The sequence below is a fragment of the Thauera carbonicopians genome, assembly GCF_025699485.1.
In the GTDB taxonomy this organism is placed as follows: Bacteria; Pseudomonadota; Gammaproteobacteria; order Burkholderiales; family Rhodocyclaceae; genus Thauera.
The window spans coordinates 1-15,277 of the sequence record NZ_JANUXN010000002.1; the positions used below are offsets into that span (position 1 = coordinate 1).

The 15,277-nt window shown below is 66.1% G+C and carries 14 protein-coding genes and 1 pseudogene; 8 read left to right on the forward strand and 7 right to left on the reverse strand.

Annotated elements, in window-relative coordinates:
* The first annotated feature begins 163 nt into the window (after window positions 1–163).
* From NX068_RS02530 to NX068_RS02540, 3 genes are all read left to right on the forward strand, one after another.
* Window positions 164–544, forward strand: coding sequence for a DUF779 domain-containing protein (locus tag NX068_RS02530; protein ID WP_263459731.1), 381 nt, complete (start codon window positions 164–166; stop codon window positions 542–544).
* A gap of 141 nt (window positions 545–685) precedes the next feature.
* Entirely contained in the window at window positions 686–1,801 is a 1,116-nt protein-coding gene (locus tag NX068_RS02535; RefSeq protein WP_442806674.1) for a sigma-54-dependent Fis family transcriptional regulator, read from the forward strand.
* A gap of 15 nt (window positions 1,802–1,816) precedes the next feature.
* On the forward strand, window positions 1,817–2,050 hold the full coding sequence (locus NX068_RS02540; RefSeq protein WP_263459732.1) for a hypothetical protein: 234 nt from the start codon (window positions 1,817–1,819) through the stop codon (window positions 2,048–2,050).
* 19 nt (window positions 2,051–2,069) lie between these two features.
* Here the strand turns inward: NX068_RS02540 and moaC are convergent, their stop codons facing one another.
* Entirely contained in the window at window positions 2,070–2,585 is a 516-nt protein-coding gene (moaC, locus tag NX068_RS02545) for a cyclic pyranopterin monophosphate synthase MoaC (RefSeq protein WP_263459733.1), read from the reverse strand.
* A 111-nt stretch (window positions 2,586–2,696) separates the two neighbouring features.
* Between moaC and NX068_RS02550 the strand changes: the two genes are divergently transcribed.
* Together NX068_RS02550 and NX068_RS02555 are read left to right on the forward strand one after the other, a co-directional pair.
* On the forward strand, window positions 2,697–4,130 hold the full coding sequence (locus NX068_RS02550) for a M48 family metalloprotease (protein WP_263459734.1): 1,434 nt from the start codon (window positions 2,697–2,699) through the stop codon (window positions 4,128–4,130).
* A 129-nt stretch (window positions 4,131–4,259) separates the two neighbouring features.
* A complete protein-coding gene (locus NX068_RS02555) occupies window positions 4,260–4,490 on the forward strand; it encodes a sulfurtransferase TusA family protein (RefSeq protein WP_068635000.1) in 231 nt (76 codons plus the stop codon).
* 72 nt (window positions 4,491–4,562) lie between these two features.
* Here NX068_RS02555 and NX068_RS02560 read toward each other — a convergent pair.
* Window positions 4,563–4,814: pseudogene (locus tag NX068_RS02560) on the reverse strand (pirin-like C-terminal cupin domain-containing protein); the annotation flags it as partial.
* Between the two features lie 336 nt (window positions 4,815–5,150).
* Between NX068_RS02560 and NX068_RS02565 the strand changes: the two are divergent.
* Entirely contained in the window at window positions 5,151–6,542 is a 1,392-nt protein-coding gene (locus NX068_RS02565) for a coiled-coil domain-containing protein (protein ID WP_263459735.1), read from the forward strand.
* 185 nt (window positions 6,543–6,727) lie between these two features.
* Here the strand turns inward: NX068_RS02565 and NX068_RS02570 are convergent, their stop codons facing one another.
* From NX068_RS02570 to NX068_RS02585, 4 genes are all read right to left on the reverse strand, one after another.
* A complete protein-coding gene (locus NX068_RS02570) occupies window positions 6,728–9,598 on the reverse strand; it encodes a valine--tRNA ligase (protein ID WP_263459736.1) in 2,871 nt (956 codons plus the stop codon).
* A 224-nt stretch (window positions 9,599–9,822) separates the two neighbouring features.
* A complete protein-coding gene (locus NX068_RS02575; RefSeq protein WP_263459737.1) occupies window positions 9,823–10,425 on the reverse strand; it encodes a hypothetical protein in 603 nt (200 codons plus the stop codon).
* Window positions 10,422–10,862: a DNA polymerase III subunit chi gene (locus tag NX068_RS02580; protein ID WP_263459738.1), complete on the reverse strand. Its 441-nt coding sequence runs from the start codon at window positions 10,860–10,862 to the stop codon at window positions 10,422–10,424. The genes NX068_RS02575 and NX068_RS02580 overlap by 4 nt, the downstream gene beginning before the upstream one ends.
* Window positions 10,863–10,873: 11 nt before the next feature.
* Window positions 10,874–12,373: a leucyl aminopeptidase gene (locus NX068_RS02585; RefSeq protein ID WP_263459739.1), complete on the reverse strand. Its 1,500-nt coding sequence runs from the start codon at window positions 12,371–12,373 to the stop codon at window positions 10,874–10,876.
* Window positions 12,374–12,527: 154 nt separating this feature from the next.
* Here NX068_RS02585 and lptF point away from each other — a divergent pair, with 154 nt between their 5' ends.
* Both lptF and lptG read left to right on the forward strand, forming a co-directional pair.
* Window positions 12,528–13,613 (forward strand): LPS export ABC transporter permease LptF, encoded by a 1,086-nt coding sequence (gene lptF, locus NX068_RS02590; protein ID WP_263459740.1) that lies wholly within the window; start codon window positions 12,528–12,530, stop codon window positions 13,611–13,613.
* Entirely contained in the window at window positions 13,610–14,683 is a 1,074-nt protein-coding gene (lptG, locus tag NX068_RS02595) for an LPS export ABC transporter permease LptG (RefSeq protein WP_263459741.1), read from the forward strand. The genes lptF and lptG overlap by 4 nt, the downstream gene beginning before the upstream one ends.
* Window positions 14,684–14,785: 102 nt before the next feature.
* Here lptG and rplS read toward each other — a convergent pair whose 3' ends face one another.
* A complete protein-coding gene (gene rplS, locus NX068_RS02600; RefSeq protein WP_068634992.1) occupies window positions 14,786–15,208 on the reverse strand; it encodes a 50S ribosomal protein L19 in 423 nt (140 codons plus the stop codon).
* Between the last annotated feature and the right edge of the window lie 69 nt (window positions 15,209–15,277).

The following is a 15,277-nucleotide window of genomic DNA, read 5'->3' on the forward strand; positions in this document are numbered from 1 at the left end:
AGATGATGCTCGACCACTACCAGCAGACCAAGAACCTGCTCGTCAGCTACAGCGAGAACAAGCTCGGGTTCTTCTGAGACGGCTCTCCTCCCGCGCCTGCTTGCGGGCGCTTGGTCGGGGGCGGGCGACTGCCCCCGACACTTGTATTGCGGAGCGGAAAAACATGGTCCAGCGCGTCATCGCCACAGCTGCGGCGCTCGAACTGATCGATCAGCTCAAGGCCGAGCACGGCTCCGAGCTGATCTTCCACCAATCCGGCGGCTGCTGCGACAACAGCGCCGCCAACTGCTACCTGCCCACCGACCTGACGATCGGCCCATACGACGTCCATCTCGGCGAGATCGGCGGCGTTCCGTTCTACATCAGTGCGTCGCAATACGAATACTGGAAGCACACGCAATTGATCATCGACGTGGTGGCGGGGACGGGCGGCACCTTCTCGCTGGAAGGCGGCACCGGAAAGGCCTTCCTGACCCGCTCGCGGCTGTTCGACGACGACGAGATGGCCGAGGTGGAAGCCGAGGATCGCGCCCGCGGCCGCTAGCTGCAGCAGCCCTTCCTGCCGAGAGGCGCAATATCCTTCTTCGCCCAGCGTTTTTTCTGCTTCGCCGCTGGGTGGATCGGTCCGCTTTTGCTTTAATAGTCCCGGTGAGCCGGCATGGTCCGGCGCTGGAGACGAACGACGATGGGGAGGACCTTTACGCGCGTGCCGCTGGCGAACCTGCCCGTGCCGGCGTCGAACCTGCCTCTCGACTCCGGGCAGCCCCTTGGCGGGAGGCCGCATCATCCTGCGCTGGAATCTGCCGCCGGCCGGCGTGTGACGCTCGTCCGCCTGGCCACTGGCGACGCCGGCCTGCTGCGGGTGCTCGATCGTGCCGGCAGGGTGGTGGGGCGCAACATCCCGCTGCTGATCCAGGGCGAATCCGGTGTCGGCAAGGAACTGCTGGCGCAGGCCTGCCACAACAGCGGGCCGCGTGCCGATGGCCCTTTCGTCGCCCTCAACTGCGCAGCGATCCCCGAAAGCCTGATCGAAGCCGAGCTGTTCGGCTATGTCGGTGGCGCCTTCACCGGTGCACGGCGCGAAGGCGCAGTGGGGCGCATCCAGCAGGCCGACGGCGGCACGCTGTTCCTGGACGAGATCGGCGACATGTCGCTGTCCATGCAGGCGAGGCTGCTGCGCGTGCTGCAGGAGCGCTGCGTGGTGCCTGTCGGTGCCCGGGAGGCGGTGCCGGTCGACATCGCCCTGGTGTCGGCGACGCACCGGATGCTGAACGAGTCGGTGAAGAACGGCCTGTTCCGCGAGGATCTCTACTACCGCATCAACGGCCTGACCGTCCATCTACCCCCTTTGCGCGTGCGCACCGACATTCGCGTCATCGTCGGCCAGCTGGTCGCGGCGGAGTGCGCCGGCCAACCGTGCGATGGCGTGAGTGTGTCGGACGAAGTGATGCGCTTCTTCGAAGCCTATGCCTGGCCGGGCAACATCCGCCAATTGCAGAACGTGCTGCGGGTGGCGCTGGCGCTGCTCGATGACGATGAACGGGTGATCCTGCCGCAGCATCTGCCGGAGGAAATCTTCGATGCCGAGGCTGTGCCGGTTTTCGTCACGCCTCGGGCAGGGGGGGAACCCAGGAGGATGCTGTCCGCGCCAAGCCGACCGCGTGGCCGTCCCCCGCTGGGTCTGGACGAGAGCCTGATCCAGCAGGCGCTGGCCGAACATGGCGGCAACGTGTCAGCCGCTGCACGGGCCCTGGGCATCGCCCGCAACACCTTGTACCGCAAGCTGGGCCGCAACTTTTGAATGGAGAATGGATGCATGTCCGCCGATCACCACCGGATGCCGATGTCGGCGCTCGTGCTTTTCGTCCTGGCGGCGCTGTGTCTGGTGCCGGCGGTGATGTGTTTCGCCGGCGCCGGTGACTGGCTTCATCCGGCACTGGCGGAGCCGATGGCGGGACTGGCGTTTCTGGTGTCGGCCATCGCGCTGGCCGGGTCGGGCGCCTTCCCGCTGGTGATCTCACGCCTGGCGGCAAAGGACGGCGCCAAGTAGGCCGTCCGGCAGGCTGCCGTCAGGCCTGCCAGTGCCCCGACTTGCCGCCGAGCTTTTCCAGCAGGCGAATGCCTTCCATGTGCATGCCCCGGTCCACCGCCTTGCACATGTCGTAGATCGTCAGCAGGCCGACGTTGACCGCGGTCAGTGCTTCCATCTCGACGCCGGTGCGGCCGACCGTTTCGGCCGTGACGGTGCAGCGCACTGCGTGTTCGCTCCCTTCCTGCTCGCCTTCTTCCAGCGCGAACTCGACCGCTACCCGCGTCAGCGGCAGTGGGTGGCACAGCGGAATCAGTTCGCTGGTGCGCTTCGCGGCCTGGATGGCGGCGATGCGGGCGATGCCGAGCACGTCGCCCTTGCTGGCGGTGCCGGCGCGGATCATGCCGAAAGTGTCCGGCAGCATCAGGATGCGGCCGGTGGCGACGGCGACGCGGCGGGTTTCGGCCTTGGCGCCGACGTCGACCATGTGGGCCTGGCCTGCGGCGTCGAAATGGGTCAAGGCGGAGGTGTCGGGGTTCGGTGCGTCGGTGCTCATCGTGCTTCGGCGGCTATGAAGAGAAGGAAGATGCGCCGCGGCCGGAGGGCGGCTACAGCCCGATACAGGCATGCGGGAACGCTTCGATGCGGCCGGGTATCATAGCATCCGATGATGCGACGACCTCTTGCCCTGCTGCTCAGCCTCGCGCTGGCTTTTCCAGTCCACGCCTACGATCTGCCCGACCTGGGAGACGTTGCCGCGACCGAGCTTTCGCCGGCCGCCGAGCGGCGCATCGGCGAGCAGATCATCAGCCAGATCCGCTGGCGCGATGCCAGCTACCTGGACGATCCGGAAGTCGAGGAGTACGTCAACCGCATCGGCCACAAGCTGGCGGCGGTGAGCAACAACCCCGGGCTGGAGTTCGATTTCTTCGTCGTCAGCGACTCCACGCTCAATGCCTTCGCGCTGCCCGGCGGCTACATCGGCGTGCATACCGGCCTGCTGCTGGCAGCGCAGACCGAATCCGAGTTCGCCTCGGTGCTCGGCCACGAAATCGCCCACGTCACGCAGCGCCACATCGCGCAGATCGTCGGCAAGCAGAGCCAGTCGGCGATGCTGATGATGGCCTCGCTGCTGGTGGCGGTGCTGGCGGCGCGCAGCAATTCGGACGTCAGCCAGGCGGCGATCGCCGCCGGCCAGGCCGGCGCGATCCAGTCGCAGCTCGGTTATACCCGCAGTTTCGAGCGCGAGGCGGATCGCGTCGGGCTCGAGACGCTGGAGAACGCCGGCTTCGACGTGCGCGGCATGCCCGGCTTCTTCGAGCGCCTGCAGCGTGCCACCCGCATGTACGAGAATAACGCGCCGGCCTATCTGCGCACCCACCCGCTGACGACCGAGCGGATCGCCGACATGGAGAACCGTGTCAACTCGATGCGCTACCGCCAGGTGGTCGATTCGCCGGACTTCAACTTCTCCCGCGCCAAGCTGCGTGCCAACGCCGGTCTGGCCACCGATGCGGTCAGGGACATGGAAAGCCAGCTGGCGCAGACGCCGGCCGACCCCGTCGCCGGCTATGGCCTGGCGCGTGCCCTGTTCCGCGCCGGCCGGCTGGACGAGGCGGCACAGCGGCTCGAGGCCGTGCGCGCCAAGGCGCCGCCGTCGCCGTGGATCGAAACGCTGCGCGCCGAGATCGCACTGGCACGCAAGGACGGCGCGACCGCGATCAAGGTGCTGGAGGCGGCGATGCGCAGCTTCCCGTCCAACCACGCCCTGGTCTATGCGCTGGCCAATGCGCGCATCCTCGGCGGCCAGCCGCAGGCGGCGGTCGAAGGCATTCGCCGCGCACTGGACAGCCGCCAGTCCGATCCGCGCTTGTGGCAACTGCTGTCGCGGGCCTATGCGGACCTGGGCAAAGTCACCGCCCAGCACCGCGCCCAGGCCGAAGTCTATCGGCTGCGCGGCAGCCTGCCGGCAGCGATCGAGCAACTGGAGATCGCAAGCAGGGCGGGTGACGGCGATTTCTACGAGCTCTCCGCGGTGGATGCGCGTCTGCGCGAACTGAAACAGCGCCTGATCGAGGAAAGGCGCGACCGCAGGGATTGAACTCCCGCCGTGACGGATTCGATGGGCTGGCATCGCCTGTCCTGCCGCGCGTTCTTTCGGGCCGGGCGGGCATCCACTAGAATGGCGAGCCATTCAAAAAACTGATATCGACGCAAGCGAGGACACAGGATGGATTTCGACAAGGAAGTGGATGCGCGCGGCCTGAACTGTCCGCTGCCGATCCTGCGGGCAAAGAAGGCGCTGGCCGAGATGCAATCGGGCCAGGTGCTGCGCGTGGTGGCGACGGACCCGGGTTCGGCCAAGGATTTTCAGGCTTTCGCCAAGCAGACCGGCAACCCCTTGCTGCAGCAGGGTGAAACGGCGGACAAGGCTTTCGAGTTCTTCCTGAAGCGCAAGTAAAGCTTCTACTTCAGGCTACTGAATGTGGAACGGGCCGGCCGGTGATGCGGTCGGCTCGTTTCGTTTCCATGCTCAGAACGGCACGCCCTCCATCCGCCCCAGGCGGCCGGAAACGAAATCGTGCTGGGCTTGCTGCAACTGCCCGGACGCATCCATGACGAAAGGGCCGTCGAAGAGCGCTTCACCCCGCACGGGCCGTCCGCCGATCAAGGCAGGTTCGACAGGCTCATCGCCCTGTGCGGCCATGCGAATCCGTGTGCCGTTGCTCAGCAAGCCCAGATCGCCTACATGCGGATGCTGGCCACTTACCTCGACCTGGCCTTGTGCTAGTAAAGCGGGAGTTCGGCCTGCGCATCGACTTCAGTTGCAGGCCCTGGCGTCCGCTCAAGGACTGTTTGGTATGCAGAATGCCGCACCCGGCGTGGATGAACTGCGCGTCGCCCGGCCCCAGGCGGTCGCGAAAACCCATGCCACCTCCAGCACGTCGATGTTGACGATGCGCTGCTTTCAACATGGATTTCCATCTTTTATCGGCTCTGAAAGCTGGTTGCGGTCGACGTAACACTATGATACATAAACCACGAACCGCAGTTTCCGAGTGCCTTGCCCGACCTGCTGTCTCGTCTTCCACTGCTGTATCTGTGCCAGCGGAGAGTCCCCATGAAAAACAATCTACGTGCTTGCCCTGCGATTCAGATACGGCAGGCTGGACGAAGCCGATTCAGTGATACGACGATCATCCGTCGCTGGCTCCGGGGACTTGTTTTCGGAATAGGCGTGCTGGGTCTTGCGGCCTGCGGCAAAAGCGGCCCTGACCTGAAATCGCAGTTCGCCGCGGACATCCCCAATGCCTGGCAGGTGGAGAGTTTCAAGATCGAAGCCGAAGACGATGTCGGCACCAAGGTCGAGCCGCAGCGCCGCTACCGCTTCCGCGCGGAGGTTTCTCCAAAGGCTGATCTGTACGAGAACCTGGGCACGCTCGACGACCATGCGATCCTCAAGCGCATCGCCAGGAAAGGTGATGATGCGCTTGTTATCGGTGTAGCCAGTTCGGTTCTCCGTGGGGAGGAATGGATGAGCATGTTCTCGCACGAACAGGCTCCCAATTTCTTTGCCGGAAAATCTGCTGATGCTCATGGAACGAAACATGTCATTGTCGGCAGTTCGGACTACGAGCGTCTGGTGGCCGCTGCCGAGGCATCGCTCGAAAAACGTGCAGAACAGATCGGCGCCGATGAGGCCCGGTGGCAGACGATGATCGGGGAGTGGAACGCGCTGAACCAGAAGATCCAGGAAGAGAACCGGCAAGTGACGGCAGCGCTGAATGACGAGCAGCAGCGCATTCTTCAGGAGCAGGCAGCGCTGCGCAACAAGGCTAACCAGGAAAACCAGGCCGCCGGACAGGAACTGCAGGCTGCCCTCAGGGAAAAAGGCGCTGAGCCCAAGAAGGAGCTGGATGCGCGTATTGCGGAACTGGACAAGGATTACCGGCTGAAGGCTGCTGAACTGCAGGCGCAGGGAAAGGAGCTGCAGCAGGCTGCAGCGGCGCAGCGCAAGCAGTTGCGCGACGCATACAACACGGACGTTTCCGCGGCACGCAAACGCCAGAGTGCGGCGGATTTCACCCGTTACAAAGCCGGTGCCGATGAAACGCTACGTAGCCAGCTGGCTGGGCTGGAAGCTTCATTCCGCGAACGCCAGGCGCAGTTGAGGGAACAGGAAGCGGCGTTGTCCACCCAGCGCAGGGAGCTGATGGCGCAGGCCAATACGGTTTACCAGGAGAAAATCGGCGCCATTCGCCAGGAACTGGATGCCACACATAGGAGCAGCCGTGATGGCATAAGCGGGCAGTTGAACGAGGCGATTGAAGCACTGAACGCCGAACTGCAGAAAAAGCGCCAGGAGCAACAGAGTGTGTTCAGAGCCAACAACGAGCAGTTGGCTGCCAAGCGTCGCGAGATCGACAATCTCGGGGCGCAGATACAGCAAAGCCGGCGCGAAGGTGCGCAGCAGCATCGGTTTCTCACCGAGCTGAAAGCCATGGAAAACTGAGCACAGGGTTCAGATGGAACGAAGACGCACTACAGGCGTCCGGATGCCGGCGTCAATGCCCGCATTCGCTTGATCGGGCGAAAAAATCATGCCTCTGCGGCGCCGTTGCCTCCTCGGGGCCGAGCAGAAACGGCAGCGAAATCAATCTCGCTGCCGTTTCCTTCAAGCCCTGAAGCCGATGCGGCTCAGCCGCCCAGCTTCGCCAGTTGCGGCTTCAGCTTGTCTACCGTGGCCTTGAAGCCGGCCAGGCGGTCGCGTTCCTGCTGCACGACGGCGGCGGGGGCGCGATCGACGAAGCTGGCGTTGCCGAGCTTGCCTTCGGCCTTGGCGATCTCGCCTTCGAGGCGGGCGATTTCCTTGCCCAGGCGTTCGCGTTCGGCGGCGACGTCGATTTCGACCTTCAGCATCAGGCGGGTTTCGCCGGCGACCGCGACCGGAGCGAGTTCGTCGGCACCGATCTCATCGACGATCTCCACCTCGGCGAGTTTGGCCAGGCCGGCGAGGTAGGGCGCGTACTGCGCCAGCACGGCCTTGTCGCCGGCGGCGACCAGCGGCAGGCGTTGGGCGGGCGAGATGTTCATCTCGCCGCGCAGGTTGCGGCAGGCGTGGATCAGTGCCTTCAGCTCGGTCACCCTGGCTTCGGCCGCTTCGTCGATGCGGGCGCTGTCGGCCTGCGGGAAGCGGGCCAGCATCAGGCTGTCGGCGTCCTTGCGTGCGGCCAGCGGCGCCACGGTCTGCCACAGTTCCTCGGTGATGAAGGGGATCAGCGGGTGGGCCAGGCGCAGCACGGTTTCGAGCACGCGCAGCAGGGTGCGGCGGGTGGCGCGCTGCTGGGCCGGGGTGCCGGTCTGGATCTGCACCTTGGCCAGTTCCAGGTACCAGTCGCAGTATTCGTCCCAGACGAATTCATACACCGCACGGGCGGCGAGGTCGAAGCGGTAGGCTTCGAACTGGGTGGCGACTTCGGCTTCGGTGCGCTGCAGGCGGGAGACGATCCAGCGGTCGGCGAAGGAGAAGTCGAGCACCTCGGGCGTGCAGGCGAGACCTTCGCCCAGGCCGCAGTCCTGGCCTTCGGTGTTCATCAGCACGAAGCGGGTGGCGTTCCACAGCTTGTTGCAGAAGTTGCGGTAGCCCTCGCAGCGCGACAGGTCGAACTTGATGTCGCGGCCCGGGCTGGCGAGGCTGGCGAAGGTGAAGCGCAGCGCGTCGGTGCCGAAGGCGGGAATGCCGGTGGGGAATTCCTTGCGCGTCTTCTTCTCGATGCTCTGCGCCTGCTTCGGGTTCATCAGGCCGAAGGTGCGCTTGGCGACCAGTTCGTCGATGCCGATGCCGTCGATGAGGTCGATCGGATCGAGCACGTTGCCCTTGGACTTGCTCATCTTCTGGCCTTCCGCGTCGCGGATCAGGCCGTGCACATAGACGTGCTTGAACGGGATCTTGCCGGTGATGTGCTTGGTCATCATGACCATGCGGGCGACCCAGAAGAAGATGATGTCGAAGCCGGTGACGAGCACCGTGGACGGCAGGTAGAGGTCGAGCGCGTCGTTGCTCTTCGCCGGCCATTCGGGCGTCCAGTCCAGCGTCGAGAACGGCCATAGCGCGGACGAGTACCAGGTGTCGAGCACGTCCTCGTCGCGGCGCAGCGCGCCGGTGTAACCGTCCTTGTCGGCCAGCGCGCGCGCTTCGGCTTCGTCGTGGGCGACCCAGCACCGGCCATCGTCACCGTACCAGGCGGGAATCTGGTGGCCCCACCACAGCTGGCGCGAGATGCACCAGTCCTGGATGTTGTTCAGCCACTGGTTGTAGGTGTTGACCCAGTTCTCGGGGTAGAACCTGATCTCGCCCGAGGACACGCATTCCAGCGCCTTCTCGGTGATGCTCTTGCCGTCCGCGCCAGGCTTGCTCATGGCGACGAACCACTGGTCGGTCAGCATCGGCTCGATGACGACGCCAGTGCGGTCGCCGCGCGGCACCATCAGCTTGTGCGCCTTGGCTTCGACGAGCAGGCCGGCGGCCTCGAGTTCGGCGACGACCTTCTCGCGCGCCGGCACGCGGTCCAGCCCGGCGACCGAGGCCGGCATCGCGACCTGGCCCTTGGCCTGGCCGGCGGTGTCGAACACTTCGGCTTCCGCCGGCACGGCGCCGGCCAGCGTCAGCACGACGATCATGTCCAGGCCGTGGCGCTGACCGACGGCGTAGTCGTTGAAGTCGTGGGCGGGCGTGACCTTGACGCAGCCGGTGCCGAATTCACGGTCGACGTAGTCGTCGGCGATGATCGGGATGCGGCGGCCGGTCAGCGGCAGTTCGACGGTCTTGCCGACCAGCGCGGCGTAGCGCTCGTCTTCCGGATGCACCATCACCGCGACGTCGCCGAGCAGGGTTTCGGGGCGGGTGGTGGCGACGGTGAGGCCGCGCAGGCCATCGACCGGGCCGTCGGTGAAGGGGTAGAGGATGTGGTAGAGCTTGCCGTCCTCTTCTTCCTGCACCACTTCGAGGTCGGACACGGCGGTGCCGAGCTTGGGGTCCCAGTTGACCAGGCGCTTGCCGCGGTAGATCAGGCCTTCGTTGTAGAGGCGGACGAAGGTCTCGGTGACGATCTTGGACAGGCCGGCATCCATCGTGAAGCGCTCGCGCTTCCAGTCCGGGCTGGTGCCGAGGCGGCGCATCTGGCGGGTGATGGTGCCGCCGGAATATTCCTTCCACTCCCAGACCTTCTCGAGGAACTTCTCGCGGCCGAGGTCGTGGCGGCTGATGCCCTGGGCGTCGAGCTGGCGTTCGACGACGATCTGGGTGGCGATGCCGGCGTGGTCGGTGCCGGGCTGCCACAGCGTGTTGTCGCCGCGCATGCGGTGGTAGCGCGTCAGCGCGTCCATGATCGTCTGGTTGAAGCCGTGCCCCATGTGCAGCGTGCCGGTGACGTTGGGCGGCGGCAGCAGGATGCAGAAGGCGTTGGGGTTCGACTTGTCGAGGCCGGCGTCGAAGTAGCCGCGGGATTCCCATTCGGGGTACCAGCGACGTTCGATGTCGGCGGGCTCGAAGCTTTTGGCCAGTTCCATGTTGTTTTACGCGCGTGAAGGCAAAGCGCGGATTATAGCGGATGCGCCCGCCGCGCCCGGCGGGCGTGTGGCGGCCAGGGGGGAGCGGCTTCAGCCGGGGGCGCCGAGCCGCGAAAGCAGGCTGCAGACCTGCCTCGCTCCGGTGGTCTTGGGATCGCTGGCCCTCGATCGCGGCTGAAGACGCTCCTACGGGGACGGTTTCATTTGCTGGGGAAGGGGACGGTTCAGCCCCGCAGCGGCGGCGGGAGCTCCGAACTGCGTTCCATCTGGCGGCTGATGTGGGCCGACAGTTCGGGCAGCAGCGTGGCGCGCAGGTGGGCCTGGAGTTCGACCTGCAGGCGCTCGCTGAGGTGGTCAAGCTCGCGCTCGAGCAGTTGCGGGAATTCCTGGTCCATCCAGTCGTTGATGCTGCGCGTGATCAGGGTGTCGAGCTCGATCAGGCGTTCGGCGATCTGGTAGGCGACGCGATCTTCGGCCGTGACTGCCGGTTCGGCCGCCGAGAAGGCGGGGGCAGGCGAGGGCGCCGCCTGCGCGGGGGACGGGGGGGCTTCGACTGGCGCTGCCTTTTCTGCGGGCGGCGGGTCGAAGATCAGGGGCTCTGGATCCCGTTCGCTCCAGCCCAGCGGCAGCTCGGATGGATCGACGACCTCGGTGAGGATGGGCAGGTCGGCCGAATCGGTGTCCGCGGGGCTGGGCGGGGCTGGGACGCCGGCTTCATTCGCCGGCCTGGCCGCGCGGTGGCGGCCCAGCAAGGCGTCGGCCTGGTCCAGCAGGTCGTCGGCGCGTTCGAGTTCCTCGTCGGGCGGCAGCGGCAGCCAGTCCTTCACAGCGCCACCCTGCGCTCGGCGTCGAAGGCCTTCGGCTCCAGCCCCTGCGCGCGGTACTGTGCCCAGCGGGCGCGGGCGGGCAGGCGTTCGGCTTCGGTCTTGCCGACGATTTCGATCACGATCCTGAATTCCTGGTAATCCGGCGGCAGGTCCGGTGCGAGGTTGAACAGCGTGTCGGCATGCGGCCAGGGGGCGGCGGGAACGGCTTCGCCGATGACGACCGGTGTTTCCGCCGCCAGTTCGGAGTCGCGCAGCACGTGCGGGACGAAGGCGAGGGTGTCTCGCAGCCACAGCACGCGGTCGAGTTCCCGTGCGCTGTTGCCGTCGGGCATGCGCACCGCCACCTTGCGTCCGCTGCCGTATGCACGCCCGATCAGCTCGCAGGCAAGCACGAGCCGGTCGGGCGTGTTGTGGTAGAAGCGGACGCTCGGCGCCATTCCGCAGCCGCTCAGCCGCCGCGTGCGCGGCCGACGAGGAACTCGGACAGCAGCGGCACTGGCCGCCCGGTCGCGCCCTTGGCATCGCCCGACAGCCAGGCGGTGCCGGCGATGTCGAGGTGGGCCCACTTGTAGGCCTTGGTGAAGCGCGCCAGGAAGCAGGCGGCGGTGATGGTGCCGGCATAGCGCCCGCCGATGTTGCCCATGTCGGCGAAGTTGCTTTTCAGCAGATCCTGGTATTCGTCCCACAGCGGCAGCTGCCAGGCGCGGTCGCCGGAGTCGGTGCCGCGCTTGAGCAGTTCGGCGGCGAGTTCGTCGTCGTTGGCGAGCAGGCCGCTGGGGATCTTGCCCAGGGCGACGACGCAGGCGCCGGTCAGCGTGGCGATGTCGATCACGCATTCGGGTTTGAAGCGCTCGGCGTAGGTCAGCGCGTCGCACAGCACCAGGCGGCCTTCGGCGTCGGTGTTGAGCACTTCGATGGTCTGGCCCGACAGCGAGGTGACGACGTCGCCCGGCTTGGTGGCGCCGCCGCCCGGCATGTTCTCGGTGGCGGCGATCAGGCCGATGACGTTGATCGGCAGGCCCATCTGGGCGATGGCCTTGAAGGTGCCGAGCACGCTGGCGGCGCCGCACATGTCGTACTTCATCTCGTCCATCTCGGCGGCCGGCTTCAGCGAGATGCCGCCGGTGTCGAAGGTGATGCCCTTGCCGACCAGCACGATCGGCTTGGCCTTGGACTTGCCGCCCTTGTAGTTCATGACGATGAACTTGGGCGGCTGGTGCGAGCCGCGCGCCACCGACAGGAAGGAGCCCATGCCGAGCTTTTCCATGTCGGCGCGCTCGAGGACTTCGACGTCGAACTTGTACTGCTTGCCGAGCGCCTGGGCGGTGTCGGCGAGGTGGGTCGGCGTGCAGACGTTGCCCGGCAGATTGCCGAGGTCCTTCGCCAGCGCCATGCCGGTGGCGACGGCGTGGCCGTAGCGCACCGCGGTGTCGAGCTCGGCGCTCGGTTCGGTTGCGGTCAGCAGCGTCAGCTTGCGTGCGCCGCGTTCCTTCTTGTCTTTCTTGTCCTTGCCGGACTTGAGCGCATCGAAGCGGTAGGCGCCGTCGGCCAGGAGGCGGGCGGCCTGCTGCATCTTCCAGCTCAGCGGGCGTTCACCGACGGCGAGGTCGGCCAGCGTGACGACGGCGTCCTTGGCCGGCGTCGCGGCCAGCGCCTTGGCGGCGGCGGTCAGCGCGTCGCGGTAGGCCTTGTCGCCGAACTCGTCCTGCTTGCCCAGGCTGACCAGCAGCACGCGCTCGGCGTGAGTGCCGGGCAGTTCGGCCAGCAGCAGCGTGGCGCCGGCCTTGTCGTCCAGATCGCCGCGCTTCAGGTAGTGGGCGATGCGGCCTTCGGCGGCGGCATCGACGGCTGCGGTGGCGGTGGGCAGAACCCCGTCGGCAAAGGCGCCGAGCACCAGCAGGCCGGCCTTGGACTTCGCCGGCGAGCCGGTCTTTATGGTAAATTCCATCAGCTTTTTTCCTTGGGAAGACGCGTCTTGCGAACTGCCGCCGATTATGGCGCCTTCGCCCGGAACCCGTCAAAAAGCCTTCCGGCCGGGCCCTTCCTGCCGGCGGCTGCAACCTTCATCACAACCCTCTCTTGCCCATCGGTCCTATCGCGCGATGATCTTCCGCCGCGCCCTTCAGCGGGAATTCACCCACGCCGCCGCCGCGGTTTTCGTTGCACTGTTCGCGATCCTGATCTCGACCGTGCTGATCCGCCTGCTCGGCCAGGCCGCCGGCGGCCGCGTGCCGGCCGAAGCGGTGCTGGCGCTGATCGGCTACGGTGCGCTGGCGCAGTTGCCGACGGTGCTGACGCTGACCTTGTTCATCGCCATCCTGGTGTCGCTGTCGCGCAGCTACCGCGACTCGGAAATGGTGGTGTGGTTCGCGGCCGGCGTGCCGCTGACGTCCTGGATACGGCCGGTACTGATGTTCGCGCTGCCGCTGGTGGTCGTGATCGGCGCGGGTTCACTGTACCTGACGCCGTGGGCGCAGCAGCAGAGCAGCGAATATCGCGACCGCCTCGACAACCGCGACGATACCCAGCGCGTCGCGCCCGGCGTGTTCCGCGAGTCCTCCGGCGCCCAGCGCGTGTTCTTCGTCGAGATCGGCGCCGGCGAGGATGGCCGGGTGCGCAACGTCTTCGTCAGCGAGGAGACGCGCGATGGCGGCCTGGTCGTGATCGCGTCGGCCGAGGGCTACATGCGCAGCGACGAGGAAGGGCGCCGTTTCGTGGTGCTGGAGAAAGGGCGGCGCTACGACGGCCGGCCGGGTACGCCGGAATACCGCGTGATGGAGTTCGAGCGCTACGAAGTTCAGGTCGAGCAGAAGCCGGCCGTCAGCCAGCCGTCGCGCACCCGTGCGCTGCCCACCGCGCTGTTGCTGGCGCAGGGCGACAAGCGCAGCATGGGCGAGCTGCTGGGCCGCATCGGCGCGCCGCTGTCCGCGCTGCTGCTGGCCTTGCTCGCCATTCCGCTGTCCTTCGTCAATCCGCGCGCGGGCCGGGCCAACGGCCTGCTGATCGCGCTGCTGACCTATCTCGTCTATAGCAACGCCATCTCGGTGTTCCAGGGCTGGGTGGCGCAGGGGCGCATGAGCTTCGGCGTCGGGCTGTTCCTGCCGCACCTGATCGTGCTGGCCATGCTGGCGCTGCTGTTCTACAAGCGGCTGTCGGTGTCGCCGTTCTGGCGGACGAGGTCGTCATGAGCATCCTGTTCCGCTATCTCGCGCGGGAGATCTACTCGGCCACGGCGCTGGTGCTGGTGGCTTTCCTGGGCTTGTTCGCCTTCTTCGACTTCATCAACGAGCTTGAAGACGTCGGCAAGGGCAACTACCAGATCGCCGACGCGGCCGTGTATGTGGCGATGATCCTGCCCGGCCGCGTCTACGAACTGTTTCCGGTCGCGGTGCTGATCGGCACCTTGTATGCCCTGGCGACGCTGGCGCGCCATTCCGAAATCACCGTGATGCGCGCCTCCGGGATGTCGAACGGCGCGCTGGCGCGCATGCTGGCGCTGATCGGTAGCGTGCTGGTGGTGCTGACTTTCCTTATCGGCGAATACGTGGGACCGCCGGCCGAAGCGGCCGCCCAGGAATGGAAGCTGACAGCGACCCAATCCACCGTGTCGCAGCAGTTGCGCTCCGGCCTGTGGGTCAAGGACGGCCGGCTGGTGATCAACGTCCGCACGATGCTGCCCGACCGCACGATGCAGAACGCGCGGGTGTACGAATTCGATGCCGACTACGGCCTGCTGTCGATCAGCGAAGCCAAGCGCGGCGTGCACGACGGCAAGGAGCATTGGCGCCTGCTGGAAGTGTCCCGCACCCGCTTCCTCGACGACCGCACCGAAGTGGAGCAGGTGCCGGAAATCACCTGGCGCTCGGATCTCTCGCCCGAAGTGCTGGGCGTGCTGATGGTGGGGCCGGAGCACATGCCGCTGGCCAAGCTGTGGACCTACATCCAGCATCTGCGCGACAACCAGCAGAGCACCGACCGCTTCGAGATCGCGCTGTGGAAGAAGCTGATCTACCCCTTCGCCGTGCTGGTGATGATGGCGCTGGCGCTGCCTTTCGGCTTCATCCACGACCGCATGGGCGGAGCCAGTGCGCGCATCTTCATGGGGGTGATGCTGGGCGTGGGCTTCCACCTGCTGAACGGCCTGTTCTCCAACCTCGGCATGATCAACGCCTGGCCGCCGATCATGGCCGCGCTGACGCCCAGCCTGATCTTCCTGGCTGCTGCGGCCGGCATCCTCCACTACGTCGAGCGGCGCTGACGTTCCTGCCTTCTTTTGAGGGGGCTGCAGCGTGGAGTCCGCCGAGCCGGAAATGAAAAACGGACCCGAAGGTCCGTTTTTCGTGCGTCACCGCGAGGGCGATCAGCCTTGCTGCTTTTGCTCTTGCTGTTGTTGCAGAGCAGCCTTCTTGGCAGCGGCGGCCTTGTAGTCCAGCTTTTCCTTGATGCGTGCGGACTTGCCCGAACGCTGGCGCAGGTAGTACAGCTTGGCGCGGCGGACGTCACCGCGGCGCTTCACTTCGATACCGGCCACCAGCGGCGAGTAGGTCTGGAACGTACGTTCCACGCCTTCGCCCGAGGAAATCTTGCGGACGATGAAAGCGGAGTTCAGGCCGCGATTGCGCTTCGCGATCACCACGCCTTCGTACGCCTGCAGACGTTCGCGGTTGCCTTCCTTGACCTTGACCTGGACGATCACGGTGTCGCCGGGGGCGAATTCCGGGATGGCCTTGCCCTGGGTCAGGCGGGCGATTTCTTCCTGTTCGAGTTGCTGAATCAGGTTCATTGCGGATACTCCATCAATGTTGTCGGCCGCTGTCTTTGCATCGGCCTGGCCGCAGAGCAGGTCGCCACC